This is a genomic window from Brevundimonas sp. (assembly GCF_016742135.1).
Classification (GTDB): Bacteria; Pseudomonadota; Alphaproteobacteria; order Caulobacterales; family Caulobacteraceae; genus Brevundimonas.
The window spans coordinates 510,298-526,205 of record NZ_JACVCG010000001.1 but is presented as its reverse complement, the minus strand read 5'-3'; the positions used below and the strand labels follow the sequence as shown (position 1 = coordinate 526,205).

Sequence of the window (15,908 nt, the reverse complement as noted above, 5' to 3'; positions counted from 1 at the left end):
CCGGGGTTATAGAGCCCGTGAAGCGCGGCGTCAGCGGTCTTTACGCGCCCCGAGTTCATGAAGGTCGTGAGGGGGCCCGGTCACGCCAAGGCATCACCCCTGACAGGGTGCGGTCCTGCAAAACTGCGATGAAGGACTCGGAAACGCCGGGAAGCAGGAGGTCGGACGGTGGGCCATCAACCGCGTCGAGAACTCACACCTGCCCTTCGGATCAGTCGAAGGCGAGACGCAGGGTGTGGCTGAAGGGGGTCTGGCCCGTTATGTAAACCTTCTCGCCGGCCAGGTTCAGGCGTCCGCCGGCCCAGCTGTACTGTTCGCCGGAGCTCACGCGGGGCATGGCATCGCTGCCACCGGGGCCGAGGCGCAGGGTCTGGCCTCCGACGGTATAGCTGGCCTCCGCTCCTGTCAGTATCGCACCGACGCCGCTGACCTCCTGCACACCTGTCAGGGTGCCGCCGGGGCGAAGGGTCACCTCGATGGCGATATCGACCTCGGCTTCTCCGTCGGTGATGAAATCCAGTGCATAGCCATCCGCCTGGGGCCGGGCGACCATCTGGATCGCCAGCCTGCGGAAATGGGCCGGGCGGTGGCTGAAATCGAGCGCGCTGTTAAACCTGCCGTCGACCGATCGGCTGAGGGCATAGGCTCCATCCGGATCCCGCCGCTCCGCCGGCATGGGCAGGTAATAGGGCACCTTCATCTCGCCGCTCAGGGTGACCGCGCCGTCATCGGAAAGAGCGATATGGGAGGGACGGAAATGCCCCATGCTGAAGAAGTCGGGGATCACCCGGATGGCGTCGATGACCAGGGGCCCCTTCCACAGGCGCATCAGGGTCGGATTGGTGGCCAGGCCCGAGCCGATGGTGTTGTAGAAGCGCGAGGGCTCACCGTTCTCAAACCAGTCGCTGCCGGCATAGAAGCTGGCCGTCATGTCGCCGCGGCGCTCACGCACCAGATTGACGGTTCGGAAATAGCGCTGGAGATCGACGAAGGGCTGGACCGGCGACGGGATCGGCCCGGCCAGCTTCGGATGGTCCAGAACATCGGCCAGGGCGTCGCCCAGCTGGCTGCTGTCGTGCTGCTCGATCCAGCGGACCACGCCCGCGAAGCGACGATCGTCAAAGTCCTGCGCCAATTCGCGGTACTGCAGATAATAGGTGTGCAGGGTCTGCCTGCTCTGGGCCTGGTCCTGGCGTCGTGAATAGATGGTCTCGACATCGCCATAGGTCGGCTCGGCCATGTCGATCGTGGTCTCAAGGTTGCGCCGCACCAGCTGTTTCAAGCCCTCCAGCCCCGGCAGGCGGGCCAGCCGCAGGAGCGACGGATTGCTGACGGCCTGGGCATAGTTGGAACTGCGTTCGGAATAGATGCCCTCGGCGTTGATATCGACGCCCTCCGCCAGCCATTCGTCGATGCGGGCGCGATAGGCCGGATTCGGGTCGACCCGATCGATCCGCGCCAGCGCCGCCGAGAGTTCCCAGCGGTGGTTCGGCGTGTGTATGCCGCCGGTACGCAGCGCGGGGCCCGCCTTGCGCATCATCGCGGCCAGACGGTCTGAAATGGCCCGCACCACCGGATGACGGATACCCTCCGCAGCCTCGGTCATGGCCCCCATGTCTTCCATAAGGAAGGCCGAGTCCGGCGGCGAGTGCCGGTTTCCCCCGCTGAAGGTGCCGTCGTCGTGCTGGGCCGCCTCGACCCGGCTGAGCAGGGTTTCCATGGGCCCCTCGAGGGCCGCGCTGTGATGGTAGCGGGAGTCCGGCCATATGTAGGGCGTGAACAGGCGTCGCAGTTGACGGAGGGTGCCGCGCGCACCGCCCATGCCGGCACCGGATCGCTCCAGGCCCTCAAGCACCTCCGCCGCCAACCGGTCGGCCGCCTGGGTCAGGAGGGCCACGGTGGTCGCGTCCCTTCCCTGCATCCGCCCGAGAGCCAGTTCCGGGCCGGACAGTGCGAAGGCGGCGGACGCCGCCGTGCCCGTCAGGAAGGTGCGTCTGCGCATGTGAAGCTCCGCTTGTCCGGATTGCTCTGTTCTCGGTATCAGCCTTACCCTGACCCGGTCGACACCGCACGAGGCGGGCATCGACCGGGCTTCGGGGAGGAAGGCTAGAAGGTCGCCCGCAGGGTCATGGTCACCGTGCGACCGTCATAGTCGGCACGCCGCGGCATGTTTTCCTGGTTTTCGTACTCGACCCGGATCTCGTCCGTGAGGTTGTATGCGTCGAGCCCCAGCGAGATCGTGTCGTTGATATTGTACGAGGCCGACAGATCGATCTGGCCGCGCGCGCGAACCTGACGCGCCGCACCCGTGAAGCTGGCCGTAGAGGCGAGGTCGTATTCGCTTCGCAGGTTATAGACCAGCCGGATGCCGTAGCGCTCGGTCTCATAATAGCCGATGACGTTCAGGTTATGCTCGGACACGCCCGGCAGGGTGGCGTCCTCGCCGGTGACCGTCTTCCCGTCGACGACGGTGTAGGCGTAGTTGAAACCGCCACCCAGGTTGGACCAGAGGCCCGGCAGGAAGTCGAACGACTGTTGCAGGTTGAACTCAACCCCGCTGACGGTGATCGGATTGTCCTGGTTGGTGAAGCCTGAGGCGACGACCTGGTAGGGCTGGGTCACGCCGCCCTGCGTAAAGGTCAGGCTGCTCAGGCATTGGTCACCGTTGATGGTGAGGGTCCCGACACCCCACCCGCCGCCATCCGCCGGACACAGGAGGTTCCGGTCGGTGATTGGTCCGATCAGGCCGGTGATCCGCTTGGTGAACATAGCCAGCGAGATGATGCTGTCAGGCCGGTTGTACCATTCCGCCGAGAAGTCGAACGACGTCGCGTCATAGGGCTCCAGCTCGGGATTCCCGAGGGTGACGGTATAGACGCCATTCGTGGTCGGCGCGCTGACGACGGTGCTGGGCGAGAACTGCAGTGGCTGAGGCCGGACATAGCTCTTGTAGGCGGCCGCCCGCAGGACGATATCCGGGGTCGGCTCGGCAATCACGATGAAGGACGGCAGCCACTTGTCGTAGTCCTGCTGGTACCGTTGCGGCACGAAGTCTGACGGGGCACCGATGGTGTTGGTCACCGTGACCCGGGTCAGGGCATCGACCGTGTTCTCCGCGGACTCGTACCGCAGGCCGACATTGCCGCGGACCGGCATGCTGCCGACGTCGAACTCATACTTCAGCTGGCCGTAGGCCGCGAGGATGTCGGTGCCGTTGGTGAAATTGTCCCGGGCATAGGCATTGTTCGCATAGTTGATGTTGTAGCCCGACGGCGACAGCTCGGCACCCGGATAGACGGTGACCGGGCGCAAGGCCGTGAGCGCCCGGTTCAGATCGACAACCTGCCAGTTGTCGGTCGGCCGGCCGCCCCGTCCGTTGAAGAAGTCGGAGGCAAACGGCGCCGTGACCAGAAAGTCGGGGGTGACATTCTGGATCGGCAGACCATACGCCATGATGCGATAGCCCTCGGCGATGAAATTGACGCTTTCATAGACGCCGCCGAACTGGAAGCCCTTCAGGATGCCGCTGTCGTAAAGGTCGCGTTCAATGTCGATGCGCGCGGTTTCCGCCTCGCTGGTCCCCATGGTCTGGGTCCCCTGGAAGTTGAAGCGGTTCCTGCGCAGCGCCGGGTTGGCGTTGTCGAACCAGGCGCCGGATGCGCCGACCCCGCCCCAGACACCGGTGCTGATGCCCGCCGTCGTGACGGCCGGCGTGGGCTGGAGGGTCTGGATGTGGTTGTCGATATTGTCGCCGCCCGTCACGATGCGACCGGTGATGCCATTGCCCGCAGCGGTCTGGAGCGTCTGGAAGTCGACCGAAATCTCGATCGAGTCATTCTGCGCCCGCGAAACCGCCGCTGTCCCGCTCACGGTCCAGCCGTCATTGCTCTGCCATTCCCCCGTCAGGTTGAAGCCCCAGACCTTCTGAGTCTGGCTGAAGCCCCTGGTCGAGGAGGTGATGTCGGCATTCGAGAAGCTGAAGTCCTCGACCACATAGCGACCGTCGTCCATGCGCACAGGCGCGCTGTTGGCGGTCAGGATGCTGGACTGGTTGTTCGAGGTGATCAGCAGATACTGCGTCGTCATGGGCAGGTCGCGATCAGAGTAGAACCCCGAGATGCCGATGCGCGTCTGGTCGTTCAGGCGGTACTCGGCCCCGATCGCGCCGGTGATCAGATCCCCCTCATTCAGGCGAACATACTGACGGTGCTGGGCGTCATACAGCACGCCGGCCGTGGAGGTACTGCCCGTGCAGGACGGGCAGGCCGTCGAGCTTGCATAGTAGGGGTAAAGGGACGGATTCAGTTGGGCCTGGGCCGGCGTGAAGGCCGCATAGCTGTTGAACAGGATGGTATCGCGACGGAAGTCCTCATGGCGCCAGGCCAGGGTTCCGAACACCGCGAAGTCATCGCTGAAGTGGTGGTTGTAGCCGATCGTGGCGGCCGGCGACCACGTCCCGCCCAGTTCATTGTACTCGGACGCGACCTTCATGAAGCCGCCGTCCGCCCGGCCCAGCGCCGGGGCGATACGCAGATCGACATTGCCCGACAGGCCGCCGCTCTGGGCGTCGGCCAGCGGCGACTTGTTGACCACAATGGCGCTGAAGATGTCGGAGTTGAAGGCCCCCAGCGGCGCGGATTCGCGCAGGATCGGCTCGGCAAAGGCCACGCCGTTAAGGGTCAGGCGCGAGAACTCGCCCGGCAGGCCGCGCAGGTTGATGGTCGCGTTGCGGCCTTCCGCCTCGCGGTTGATCTGCACCCCCGGAACCCGCTGCAGGGCTTCGCCGACATTCAGGTCGGGAAACCGCCCCAGACCGTCCGACGAGATGCCGTCCGTGATCGAATCCTCATTCCGCTTCGACGCGATGGCATTGGCATAGCTCTGGCGGAAACCGGTGACGACGATCTCATCGACCTGGGTCTCCGGCCGGGGCTGGGCATCCTGTCGACGCTCTGGATCCTGAGGTGACGCATTGGCCGGAGCCTCCTGAGCACTCGCCAGCGAGGGCAGGCCGGCGAGGGCGGTGGCCCCCAGCAGGACCGAAGCAAGTACGCGCATGTTCGGGCGATACACCATTTGATCAACCTCCCCGTTCGCCCTTTGCGGGCCTCTATGATTGCCCCGAGTTAGAATATGTATTTCAGAACGTGTCAATCCTGTAGTTTCGATTTCATTTTATGATGTGGAGGCGGTTGAAAGTCTTGTTCCTGACGCGTCAGGACAGCCGGATCACCGCGCCCTCCGTGGCCGACCGGGCCGCCGCTTCCGCGAGGACCAGAGCCGCTACACCGTCGTGGTGATCAATCAGCGGCACCGCCCCGTCCAGCACATCGGCGAAGTGGTCCATCTCCCGCGCATAGGCGACCCGGTAGCGATCGAGGAAGAAGTTCTGGAAACGGTCGGCCGCAGCGCCGCTTGCGGTCCAGGTCTCAACCGTCGTCTCAAGCTGGTTCTGCGCGCGGATCATGCCGCCCGAGCCATAGGCCTCGATCCGCTGGTCATAGCCATAGCCGCTGCGCCGGCTGCTGGAGATCACGCACAGCCGCCCCCCCGCCGTCTTGAGAATCGTCTTGGCCGTATCGACGTCGCCGGCCTCGCCGATCGCGGGATCAACCAGCACAGATGTGGTCGAAAACACCTCCACCACCGGCTCACCCAGCAGCCAGCGGGCCATGTCGAAGTCGTGGATCACCATGTCCTTGAACAGGCCGCCGGAGGTGCGGACATAGTCGGCGGGCGGGGGGGCCGGATCGTGACTAATGATATGGAGAGTCTCGAGGTCACCCACGACACCCTCTATCAACCGTGCCTGCAGGGTCGCGAAATTGGCATCGAAACGCCGGTTGAAGGCCAGTAGCACCGGCTGGCCAAGCGAATCGAAGGTCGCTGCGGCTTCGGTCGCGCGGGCCAGATCCTGATCCAGCGGCTTTTCGCAGAAGACCGCCTTGCCCGCGCGCGCCGCCGCCAGACTGTAGTCCAGATGGGTGTCGGTCGAGCTGGCGATGATCACACCCCGAATCGACGGATCGGCGAACACGTCCTCGGCGCTGCGGGTGACCGCGCCATATTGACCGGCCAGTTCGGCACCGGCCGGGGTCGGATCGGTGACGCTGACCAGCTGCAGCCGGGCGTTGGCTGCAGCATTGGCCGCGTGAATTCGCCCGATGCGCCCCGCGCCGATCAGTGCCACAGTGTGCATAGTCATCCCCTCGAACACGAATATCGCAGGGACGATCCCCTGGAAAAGTCGTGACATACCGGCTTCCTTCGCGACACGCGAGAGTTGCCAGTGAAAAATCGAACGGATATTCCGTCTGATGAAACTTGAGGTCGAGATATGGAACAGACGCCCCCCGCGCCCGCCTCGGCTGAAGAGCTCAGGGCCCAGATCGTTCTTCGCTACGAGGGCCTGAGCAAACGGCTGAAGCAGATCGCCCGGCACATCCTCGACGAGCCGAACGACTTTGCGCTCGAGACCCTGTCGGTCATCGCCTCGCGGTGCGGGGTCCAGCCCTCGACCATCGTGCGCTTTGCCAAGACCTTCGGCTTTGAGGGCGCCAGCCAGATGCAGCGCCTGTTCCGGGACGGCCTGCTGAGCAGTCACGCGGCCCTCGGCTATTCCGAGCGGATTCGCCAGCTGAATGAGGCGACCCACGACGAGACGGCAAAGCCCGCCGACCTGCTGTCGGAATTCGTCGAGGGCAATATCCTGGCCTTGCAGAACCTGACCCAGACGGTCAGCCGCCAGGAAATCGAAGCGGCGGTCGAGATGATATCGCGGGCCTCAACCGTGCATGTCACCGGCTTTCGCCGCGCCTTCCCGGTCGCGTCCTATCTGGTCTATTCGCTGCTGCAGGCCGGCAAGCGGACCGTCTTCATCGACGGGGTGGCGGGCCTGGCCATGCCCCAGGTGAAGTCGATCGCGCCCGACGACCTGCTGATCGCCATCAGCTATCACCCCTATGCCGCCGAGACGGTGGCCGTGGTCGAGGCCGCGCGCGAGGGCGGCGCGCGGGTTCTGGCTATCAGCGACAGCGCCGTCAGCCCGATCTCGGCACCGGCCGATCTGGCCCTGCTGACCCGCGAATCGGAGGTTCGGTCGTTCCGCTCGCTTTCGGCCTCCATGTGCCTGGCCCAGGCGCTGGTGATCAACTTTGCGTTCGCCGCCACCCAGCCCGGGGAAACGCGTCCCCGTAAGCGTCGGAACGCCTCCTGAAATTGCCGTTCCGTTCGTGAGAATTGTGAAACAGGTATTGCGACTTTGGAATTGATGGAATAGTCGTTTTGGACACCGGGGCGTCTGAAACGAATGATCACAAGCACTTCCAGAGCCGACAAGCGCCGCCCGCTCGACCTGCTGACCCTGGGTCGGGCCGGCATCGATCTGTATGGTGAGCAGATCGGCGGGCGCCTGGAAGACATGGCGAGCTTCGCGAAATATGTGGGCGGCAGCCCCACCAATACCGCCGTGGGCGCAGCCCGACTGGGCCTGAACGCCGGGCTGATCACCCGTGTGGGGGATGATCATTTCGGCCGCTTCCTGCGCGAGGAACTGGACCGTGAGGGTGTCGACACGTCCGGCATGAAGACCGATCCGGACCGGCTGACGGCGCTGGCGGTGCTGGGCATCCGCGACCCGGACACCTTTCCGCTGATCTTCTTCCGCGAAAACTGCGCCGACATGGCGCTGTCGGTGGACGACATCGACCCGGCCCTGATCGGCCGGGCCGGTGCCCTGCTGATCAACGGCACCCACCTGTCCCAACCGGGCGTGTTCGACGCCAGTCTCAAGGCCGCCGAACTGATGAAGGCCCAGGGCGGTCGGGTGATTTTCGACATCGATTATCGCCCGGTCCTGTGGGGGCTCACCGCCAAGGCGAATGGCGAGGATCGGTTCGTCGCCAGCGCGCGGGTGACCGATCGACTGCAGCAGGTACTGCCGCTGTGCGACCTGATCGTCGGCACGGAAGAGGAAATCCATATCCTCGGCGGGACCGATGACACGCTCGCCGCCCTCAGCGCCATCCGTGCACACAGCCCTGCCCTGCTGGTCTGCAAGCGCGGCCCCGACGGCTGCGTCGCCTTCCCGGACGCCATCCCCGCCTCGCTGGACGAGGGTGTGGCCAGCCGCGGTTTTCCCATCGAGGTCTTCAATGTTCTGGGCGCGGGCGATGCCTTTATGGCCGGCTTTCTGCGCGGATGGCTGCGCGACCTGCCGCTGGAAAGCTGCTGCGAAATGGCCAATGCCTGCGGGGCGCTGGTGGTGTCGCGTCACGGCTGCGCGCCGGCCATGGCGTCTTGGGACGAGCTCCAGACCTTCCTCGCGGGACACTGGCCGGACCGGCTGCGCGACAGTGCGGTGCTGGAACAGATTCACTGGTCGACCAATCGGCACGGCGATCATGCCGACCTGACCGTCCTGGCCATCGACCATCGCAGCCAGTTCGACGACCTGATCAAGGACCTGGGTGTCGGCGACGAGCGCGCGATCGCGCACTTCAAGGGGCTGGCGCTCAAGGCGGTGGATCGTCTGGCGCAGGGCGACGGTCGCTATGGCATGCTGCTGGACGGTCGCTTCGGTGCCCGGGCGCTTGAGGCCGCTGCCGACCTCCCCTACTGGATCGGGCGTCCGATCGAATTGCCGGGATCGCGACCGCTGGCCTTCGAGGGTGGCCCCGACGTCGGCGCCACCCTGAGGGAATGGCCGATCAATCACGTGGTCAAATGCCTGGTCTTCTACCACCCCGATGATGACGCCGAACTTCGTGCCCGCCAGGACCGCCAGATCCTGCGCCTGTTCGATGCCTGCAGGTCGACCCGTCACGAATTCCTGCTGGAGATCATCGCCTCGAAGCACGGTCCCGTCAGTGGCGACACGGTGGCGCGGGTGATCCATCACATCTACGACCTCGGCGTCTATCCGGACTGGTGGAAGCTGGAACCGACCAGCGACGCCACGGCCTGGGCCGCCAGCGAAGCCGCCATTCTGCAGCATGATCCGCACTGTCGCGGGATTGTGCTGCTGGGCCTGTCGGCCACCCAGGACCAGGTGCTGGCCGGGATCGCCGCCGCCGCCCCCTTCCCGCTGGTCAAGGGGTTTGCCGTCGGACGGACCATCTTCCACGACGTCGCCGCCCAGTGGCTGAAGGGCAGGCTGGACGACGAGGGCGCCATTGCCCAGCTGACGGAAAACCTGCGCGTGCTGGCCGAGGCCTGGCGTCGGGCGCGACGGGCACGGGCGGCAGCATGAGCCCCACGGTGCGCCTGACCCTGTCCCAGGCCCTGACACGCTGGCTGTCGGTCCAGCATGTCGAGATCGACGGACAGGTCGTGCCCTATTTCGCGGGGGTCTGGGCCATCTTCGGGCACGGCAATGTCGCGGGCATGGGCGAGGCCCTGGCCGGGATGGAAGACTCCCTGCCGACCTTCAGGGCCCACAACGAACAGGGCATGGCCCACGCCGCCATCGCCTTTGCCAAACAGTCCCGTCGCCGGCGCGCCATGGCCTGCACAACCTCGATCGGACCGGGCGCGACCAATATGGTGACGGCGGCGGCCCTGGCGCACGTCAATCGCCTGCCGGTGCTGTTCCTGCCGGGCGATGTCTATGCCTCGCGCCGCCCTGACCCCGTACTGCAACAGATCGAGGATTTTGCCGACGCGACGGTCAGCGCCAATGACTGTTTCCGCCCGGTGTCGCGCGGATTCGACCGCATCACCCGGCCCGAGCAGATTCTGGATGCCCTGCCCCGCGCCATGGCGACGATGGTCGACCCGGCGACCTGTGGCCCCGTCACCCTGGCCCTGTGTCAGGACGTTCAGGCCGAGGCGTATGATTATCCCGAGGCCTTCTTCGCCCCCCGCACCTGGCGCATTCCCCGACCCCGCCCCGATGCGCGGGACCTCGCGGATCTGGTCGAGGCGATCCGGGCGGCAAAGGCGCCGCTGATCGTGGCCGGGGGCGGTGTCCTCTATTCCGGGGCCGAAGAGGCCCTGTCGGCCCTCGTGTCCACGACGGGCATCCCCGTGGCCGAAACCCAGGCCGGCAAGGGCAGCCTGCCGTGGGATCATCCGCAGGCGCTGGGCTCGATCGGCGTGACCGGGACCAGCGCGGCCAATGACGCCGCCGAGGCCGCCGATCTGATCGTCGCGGTCGGCACCCGGTTGCAGGACTTCACCACCGGCTCGCGAACGATGTTCACGGGCAAGAGCCTGTTCCAGATCAACGTCGCGGGTTTTGACGCGACCAAGCATGGTGCCCACCGGGTGCAGGGGGATGCCCGCGAAGTGCTGACCGAGCTGTCGGAGGCGCTGCGCGACTGGACGGTGTCGTCCGACTGGCGGGATCGCTGCGCCGACGGCGTCGCGGAATGGAACACGGCGTGGGAGGCGGCCACCGCGCCGTCAGATTCCCTGCCGTCCGACGCCCGGGTGATCGGCGCCGTGTGGCGTCAGGCCAGCGAGGATGCCGTCGTGGTCTGCGCCGCCGGTGGCCTGCCGGGTGAGTTGCACAAGCTGTGGCGCACGCATCGGCCCGGTGGCTACCACGTCGAATACGGCTTTTCCTGCATGGGCTATGAGATTGCCGGGGGCCTCGGCGTGAAGCTGGCTGAGCCGGACCGCGAGGTCTTCGTCATGGTCGGCGACGGCAGCTATCTGATGATGAACTCCGAACTGGCAACGGCGGTGATGCTGGGCCAGAAGCTGACCGTCGTGCTGCTGGACAACCGCGGCTATGGCTGCATCAACCGGCTGCAACAGGCGACGGGCGGGCGGCCCTTCAACAATCTGCTGGACGATGCGCGTCACGCCTCGCCGGCGGACATCGACTTTGCCGCCCACGCCCGCGCTCTGGGCGCGGAGGCCGTAAAAGTCTCGGGCATTGCCGAATTGGAGCAGGCGCTCGCGCGCGCCGCGGCCAGCGACCGCACCCATGTCATCGTCATCGACACCGATCCAGTCGTGACCACAGAGGCCGGCGGCCACTGGTGGGATGTGGCCGTGCCGGAAGTCTCGACCCGTGCCGAGGTCCGCAAGGCCCGGCGCATCTACGAAGCCCGGATCAAGGGAGAGGGTGAATGACCATCCGCTGGGGGGTCAGCCCCATCGCCTGGGCGAACGATGACATGCCTGAGCTGGGCGGCGACACCACGCTCGACGCCCTGCTGACCGATGTGAAGGAGATCGGGTTCGAGGGCGTCGAACTGGGCAACAAATTTCCGCGCGATCCGGGGACGTTGAAGCCGGTCATGGCGCGCTACGGGCTCGACATCGTCGGCGGCTGGTATTCATCGAACCTGCTGGTCCATGATGCCGATGCCGAGATCGAGGCCATGGCAGGGCATATGGACCTGCTGAAGGCCATGGGTTCGACCGTCTTCATCCTGGCGGAGACCTCCAACGCCGTGCACAGCGACCGCGAGGGCGGCCGGCTGGACTCGCCGCCCCGGCTGGCGGCCGGCGACTGGGCCATGTTTGGCCAGAGGCTGAACCGGGTGGCAGCGCATGCCAATGATCAGGGGATGCGCTTCGCCTATCACCACCACCTCGGCACCGTGGTCGAGACCGGCGAGGACCTGAACCGCTTCTTCGACGCGACCGGCGACCATGTGGGGCTGGTGCTGGACACGGGCCATGCGGTCTATGGCGGCATCGATCCGGTCGAGGTGGCCACGACCCGGCCCGAGCGGATCAGCCATGTGCACTGCAAGGACGTCCGCACCGACCGTTATGCGCAGTTCCGGGCGGCGGGCGACAGCTTCCTGAACGGGGTGGTCGGCGGCATGTTCACCACGCCGGGCGACGGCGACTATGACTATCCGGCCTTCATGGCCGCGCTGAAGGCCATCGACTATTCCGGCTGGATCGTGATCGAGGCCGAGCAGGACCCGGCCCTCGCCGACCCGCGCGAATACGGCCAACTGGGTCTGGATACGCTGAAGCGACTGGCCGGCGACGTGGGGCTGGTCTGATGTCCCTGCTGGTTCGCCCCCATGCCGCCGATGAGACCGGCACCGTGCTCGAGGTCACCCCGGAGAGCGCCGGCTGGCGCCACGTCGGCTTCCGCGTGGTGAGGCTGTCGGCGGGACAGTCTCACAGCGGGGGCGAGGCGAGGCGTGAGACCTGCCTGGTGGTGCTGTCGGGGACGGTCACGGTCGTGGCCGGCGGCGAGACCCACGCGGGACTGGGCGACCGCGCTGACGTCTTTTCGGGCCCGCCGGCCTCGATCTACATCCCCGCCGGCATGGCCTGGACGGTCACGGCCGGGCGCAATGCCGAGGTGGCCGTCTGCTCGGCACCGGGCACGGGCAAGGGCGCGGTGCGTGTGCTGGGTCCGGAGGCGGTCGAGGTGCGCGGCAAGGGCACCAACACCCGCCATGTGCGCAACATCCTGTCCGACGCCGACGACGTGGCCGAGAGCCTGCTGGTGGTCGAGGTCATCACCCCGGGCGGCCACTGGTCCAGCTATCCGCCCCACAAGCACGACCGCGACGCCGTGCCCGACGAGACCCTGCTGGAAGAGACCTATTACCACCGGCTGTCGCCGCCGCAGGGCTTTGCCTTCCAGCGCGTCTACACCGAGGACGGGTCGATCGACGAGACCATGGCGGTCCACGACGGCGACGTCGTCATGGTGCCGCGCGGCTACCACCCGGTCGGAGCCCCGCACGGCTATGACCTCTACTACCTGAATGTCATGGCGGGACCGGTCCGCAAATGGGTCTTCCAGAACGACCCGGCGCACGACTGGATCGTGCGGTGACGGAGACTTCCATGCGACAGATTTCCCACGTCATCGCCGGCGCGTCCGCTTCCTCCGGAACGCGCACGGGCGAGGTATTCAGCCCGGCTTCAGGGGAAGTGCAGGCCCGTGTCAGCCTGGGCGTCGCCGCCGACCTCGAGCGGGCTGTCGTCGCGGCACGGACGGCGCAGCCGGCCTGGGCCCGGGTCAATCCCCAGCGTCGCGCCCGGGTCCTGTTCCGCTTCAAGGAACTGGTCGAGGCGAACATGGACGCCCTGGCCGAACTGCTGGCGTCGGAGCATGGAAAGGTCGTGGCCGATGCGCGCGGCGACATCCAGCGCGGGCTGGACGTCATAGAATTCTGCTGCGGCATCCCCCATGCGCTGAAGGGCGAATACACCCAGGGCGCCGGGCCGGGCATCGACGTCTATTCCATGCGTCAGCCGGTCGGCATCGGAGCGGGCATCACCCCATTCAACTTTCCGGCCATGATCCCGATGTGGATGTTCGGGCCAGCGATCGCCTGCGGCAATGCCTTCATCCTGAAGCCGTCCGAGCGCGACCCGTCGGTGCCGAACCGGCTTGCGGAGCTGATGATCGAGGCCGGCCTACCGGAGGGCATCCTGCAGGTCGTGCACGGCGACAAGGAAATGGTCGACGCCATCCTCGACCATCCCGCCATCGGCGCGGTCAGCTTTGTCGGCTCGTCCGACATCGCCCAGTACGTCTATGCCCGCGGGGCCGCCGCCGGAAAGCGGGTGCAGGCCATGGGCGGGGCCAAGAACCACGGTGTCGTCATGCCCGATGCCGATCTGGACCAGGTGGTGGCCGACCTGTGCGGCGCGGCCTTCGGTTCGGCCGGAGAACGCTGCATGGCCCTGCCGGTCGTAGTGCCGGTCGGTGACCGCACGGCTGATGCCTTGCGAGAGCGTCTGGTGCCGGCCATCGAGGCCCTGCGTGTCGGCGTGCCCGGCGACCCGGACGCCCACTATGGGCCCGTGGTGACGGCCATTCACAAGAAGCGCATCGAGACCTGGATCCGCATCGGCGTCGAGGAAGGTGCCGAGCTGGTCGTCGACGGCCGCGATTTCATACTGCAGGGACACGAGAATGGCTTCTTCATCGGGCCGTCGCTGTTCGACCATGTGAAGCCGGCGATGGAGTCCTATCGCGAGGAAATATTCGGGCCTGTCCTGCAGATGGTCCGGGCGCCCGATTTCGAGAGTGCCCTCGCCCTCGCCGACCGCCACCAGTACGGCAACGGCGTGGCCATTTTCACCCGCAACGGCCACGCCGCGCGAGAATTCGCCAGCCGGGTCCAGGTCGGGATGGTGGGCATCAATGTGCCGATCCCGGTGCCGGTCGCCTATCACAGCTTTGGCGGCTGGAAGCGCTCCGGCTTCGGTGACCACAACCAGCACGGCATGGAGGGCGTCCGGTTCTGGACCCGCGTCAAGACCGTGACCCAGCGCTGGCCTGACGGCATGGCGCCGACCGGCACCACCGATGCCTTCCTGATTCCGACCATGGACTGAGCGGGCCGCGCGCCCCGCGAGTCCGGCGCGCACAAGAACGACTTCCCCGGCAACGACCGGGGCAGCAGGAGGACAAGCCGTGACCGACCCCATCGCCGCCCGGCCCGCAATGCCGACGCATCCGACCAGACCCGTGCGCTGGTACAATATGGTCGCCTATGGCCTGAACGATGTGCTGGGCGGCGGCTCCATGACCGTCATCGGCACCTGGATCCTGTTCTTCTACACGACCTTCTGCGGCCTCTCGGTGGCCGAGGCGACCCTGATCTTCGGGGTCGCGCGCATCCTGGACGCCGTGGCCAGCCCGATCATCGGGCACTTGTCGGACAGCCTCGGGCGCGGCTGGATTGCCCGCACCTTTGGCCGGCGCCGCTTCTTCATCCTGGCGGCCATTCCGCTGCTGCCGTCGTTTGCGCTCATGTGGCTGCCGGGACAGACCTTCTGGTACTACCTGATCACCTACGTCCTGTTCGAGCTGGTCTATGCGATGGAGATCATCCCGTACGAGACCCTCGCCTCGGAAATGTCCACGGACTACAAGACCAAGGCCCAGCTGGCCGGGGCCCGCATCCTGTGCGGACAGCTGGCTTCGGCCGGGGCTGCCTTCCTGCCCGGCTTTCTGATCACCCGGCTGGGGCCGGATGATCCCAACACCTACTTCTACATGGGCATCATCTTCGCCGTCCTGTTCATGATCGTGGCCGGTCTGCTGTACGCGTTCAGCTGGGAGCGCCAGCGCCCGCCCGGACTGGAAGAGGCCGAGCGCAAGGGTCGCCCCACCCTGCTGGCCGCGATGGGATCGCTGTACCGCAACCTGTTCTCGACCCTGCGCATCCGGGCCTTCCGCCTGCACCTGGGCATGTATCTGGGCGGCTATATCAGCCAGGACATCTACAACGCCGCCTTCACCTATTTCGTGGTGTTCGCCCTCAGCGGCTCGGCCGCCATCGTGGCAGGCCTGGTCGGCGTGACCTCGCTGGTGCAACTGGTCTCGGTGATGCTGGCGATCAACTTCGCCATTCGCCTGTCCCCCGCCGCCGCCTATCGTTTCGCGGCCCTGAGCTTCGGGGCCGGGGTGGTGATCTTCATCGGCATGTATTTCGCCGGGCTCAACGCCGCCTCGGTGCTGCTGTGGCTGCCGGTCGTGGTGGCCGGTCTGGGCCGCGGGGCCCTCTATTATGTGCCTTGGGCGACCTACAACTACATGGCCGACGTGGACGAGATCGTCACCGGTCGCCGCCGCGAAGGGGCCTTTGCCGGCGTCATGACCTTCGTCCGCAAGATGAGCCAGGCCGCCGCCGTCATGCTGGTCGGTCAGGTGATGCAGGCCGCGGGCTTTGTCTCGGGCTCCGAAGTCCAGAGCCCGCAGGCCATCACCGCCATTGTCGCGGTTCTCGGCATCGGCACCCTGGCCGTCCTGATCTGCGGCGTGTTGATTTCCACCCGGTTCAAGCTGAACCCGGCCAGCCACGTCATCCTGCTGGAAGAGATCGAGCGCTTCCGCTCGGGCGAGCGCACGCCCTCCGATCCGAAGCACCAGGCGATCGTCGAGGATCTGTCGGGCTGGAAATACGACCGGCTGTGGGGAAACAACCCCGTCGGCAACACGCGCTGATGCCAGGACTGTTCAA

Annotated in this window: 10 protein-coding genes; 7 read left to right on the top strand and 3 right to left on the bottom strand. The window is 66.3% G+C overall.

The features are described 5' to 3' along the window. Window positions 1-211: 211 nt before the first annotated feature. The 3 genes from IBJ06_RS02550 to iolG form a co-directional block, all read right to left on the bottom strand. Entirely contained in the window at window positions 212-2,002 is a 1,791-nt protein-coding gene (locus IBJ06_RS02550) for a hypothetical protein (RefSeq protein WP_292156946.1), read from the bottom strand. A 104-nt stretch (window positions 2,003-2,106) separates the two neighbouring features. Further along, on the bottom strand, window positions 2,107-5,076 hold the full coding sequence (locus IBJ06_RS02545) for a TonB-dependent receptor (protein WP_292156945.1): 2,970 nt from the start codon (window positions 5,074-5,076) through the stop codon (window positions 2,107-2,109). 139 nt (window positions 5,077-5,215) lie between these two features. Then, window positions 5,216-6,199: an inositol 2-dehydrogenase gene (gene iolG / locus IBJ06_RS02540; protein WP_292156944.1), complete on the bottom strand. Its 984-nt coding sequence runs from the start codon at window positions 6,197-6,199 to the stop codon at window positions 5,216-5,218. Between the two features lie 138 nt (window positions 6,200-6,337). Between iolG and IBJ06_RS02535 the strand changes: the two genes are divergently transcribed. From IBJ06_RS02535 to IBJ06_RS02505, 7 genes are all read left to right on the top strand, one after another. Further along, the gene (locus IBJ06_RS02535) at window positions 6,338-7,216 is read left to right on the top strand and encodes a MurR/RpiR family transcriptional regulator (protein WP_292156943.1); all 879 of its coding nucleotides are present in this window, start codon (window positions 6,338-6,340) and stop codon (window positions 7,214-7,216) included. Window positions 7,217-7,309: 93 nt separating this feature from the next. After that, on the top strand, window positions 7,310-9,250 hold the full coding sequence (gene iolC / locus IBJ06_RS02530) for a 5-dehydro-2-deoxygluconokinase (protein ID WP_292156942.1): 1,941 nt from the start codon (window positions 7,310-7,312) through the stop codon (window positions 9,248-9,250). Continuing rightward, window positions 9,247-11,082 carry a 3D-(3,5/4)-trihydroxycyclohexane-1,2-dione acylhydrolase (decyclizing) gene (iolD, locus tag IBJ06_RS02525; RefSeq protein ID WP_292156941.1) on the top strand — a complete coding sequence of 612 codons (1,836 nt, stop codon included), beginning with the start codon at window positions 9,247-9,249 and terminating at the stop codon, window positions 11,080-11,082. Before iolC ends, iolD begins: the two co-directional genes overlap by 4 nt. Beyond that, window positions 11,079-11,972, top strand: coding sequence for a myo-inosose-2 dehydratase (iolE, locus tag IBJ06_RS02520; protein WP_292156940.1), 894 nt, complete (start codon window positions 11,079-11,081; stop codon window positions 11,970-11,972). The genes iolD and iolE overlap by 4 nt, the downstream gene beginning before the upstream one ends. Next, window positions 11,969-12,763: a 5-deoxy-glucuronate isomerase gene (gene iolB / locus IBJ06_RS02515; RefSeq protein WP_292157277.1), complete on the top strand. Its 795-nt coding sequence runs from the start codon at window positions 11,969-11,971 to the stop codon at window positions 12,761-12,763. The genes iolE and iolB overlap by 4 nt, the downstream gene beginning before the upstream one ends. Window positions 12,764-12,774: 11 nt before the next feature. Next, window positions 12,775-14,277, top strand: a complete 1,503-nt coding sequence (locus IBJ06_RS02510) for a CoA-acylating methylmalonate-semialdehyde dehydrogenase (RefSeq protein WP_292156939.1) — start codon at window positions 12,775-12,777, stop codon at window positions 14,275-14,277. A 79-nt stretch (window positions 14,278-14,356) separates the two neighbouring features. Next, window positions 14,357-15,892: an MFS transporter gene (locus IBJ06_RS02505; RefSeq protein ID WP_292156938.1), complete on the top strand. Its 1,536-nt coding sequence runs from the start codon at window positions 14,357-14,359 to the stop codon at window positions 15,890-15,892. The last annotated feature ends 16 nt before the right edge of the window (window positions 15,893-15,908 follow it).

What these genes read in the sequence shown, in the direction of transcription:
- IBJ06_RS02550 (WP_292156946.1), bottom strand. Translation starts at nt 2,002, where the DNA reads ATGCGCAGACGCACCTTCCTGACGGGCACGGCGGCGTCCGCCGCCTTC.
- IBJ06_RS02545 (WP_292156945.1), bottom strand. Translation starts at nt 5,076, where the DNA reads ATGGTGTATCGCCCGAACATGCGCGTACTTGCTTCGGTCCTGCTGGGG.
- iolG (WP_292156944.1), bottom strand. Translation starts at nt 6,199, where the DNA reads ATGCACACTGTGGCACTGATCGGCGCGGGGCGCATCGGGCGAATTCAC.
- IBJ06_RS02535 (WP_292156943.1), top strand. Translation starts at nt 6,338, where the DNA reads ATGGAACAGACGCCCCCCGCGCCCGCCTCGGCTGAAGAGCTCAGGGCC.
- iolC (WP_292156942.1), top strand. Translation starts at nt 7,310, where the DNA reads ATGATCACAAGCACTTCCAGAGCCGACAAGCGCCGCCCGCTCGACCTG.
- iolD (WP_292156941.1), top strand. Translation starts at nt 9,247, where the DNA reads ATGAGCCCCACGGTGCGCCTGACCCTGTCCCAGGCCCTGACACGCTGG.
- iolE (WP_292156940.1), top strand. Translation starts at nt 11,079, where the DNA reads ATGACCATCCGCTGGGGGGTCAGCCCCATCGCCTGGGCGAACGATGAC.
- IBJ06_RS02510 (WP_292156939.1), top strand. Translation starts at nt 12,775, where the DNA reads ATGCGACAGATTTCCCACGTCATCGCCGGCGCGTCCGCTTCCTCCGGA.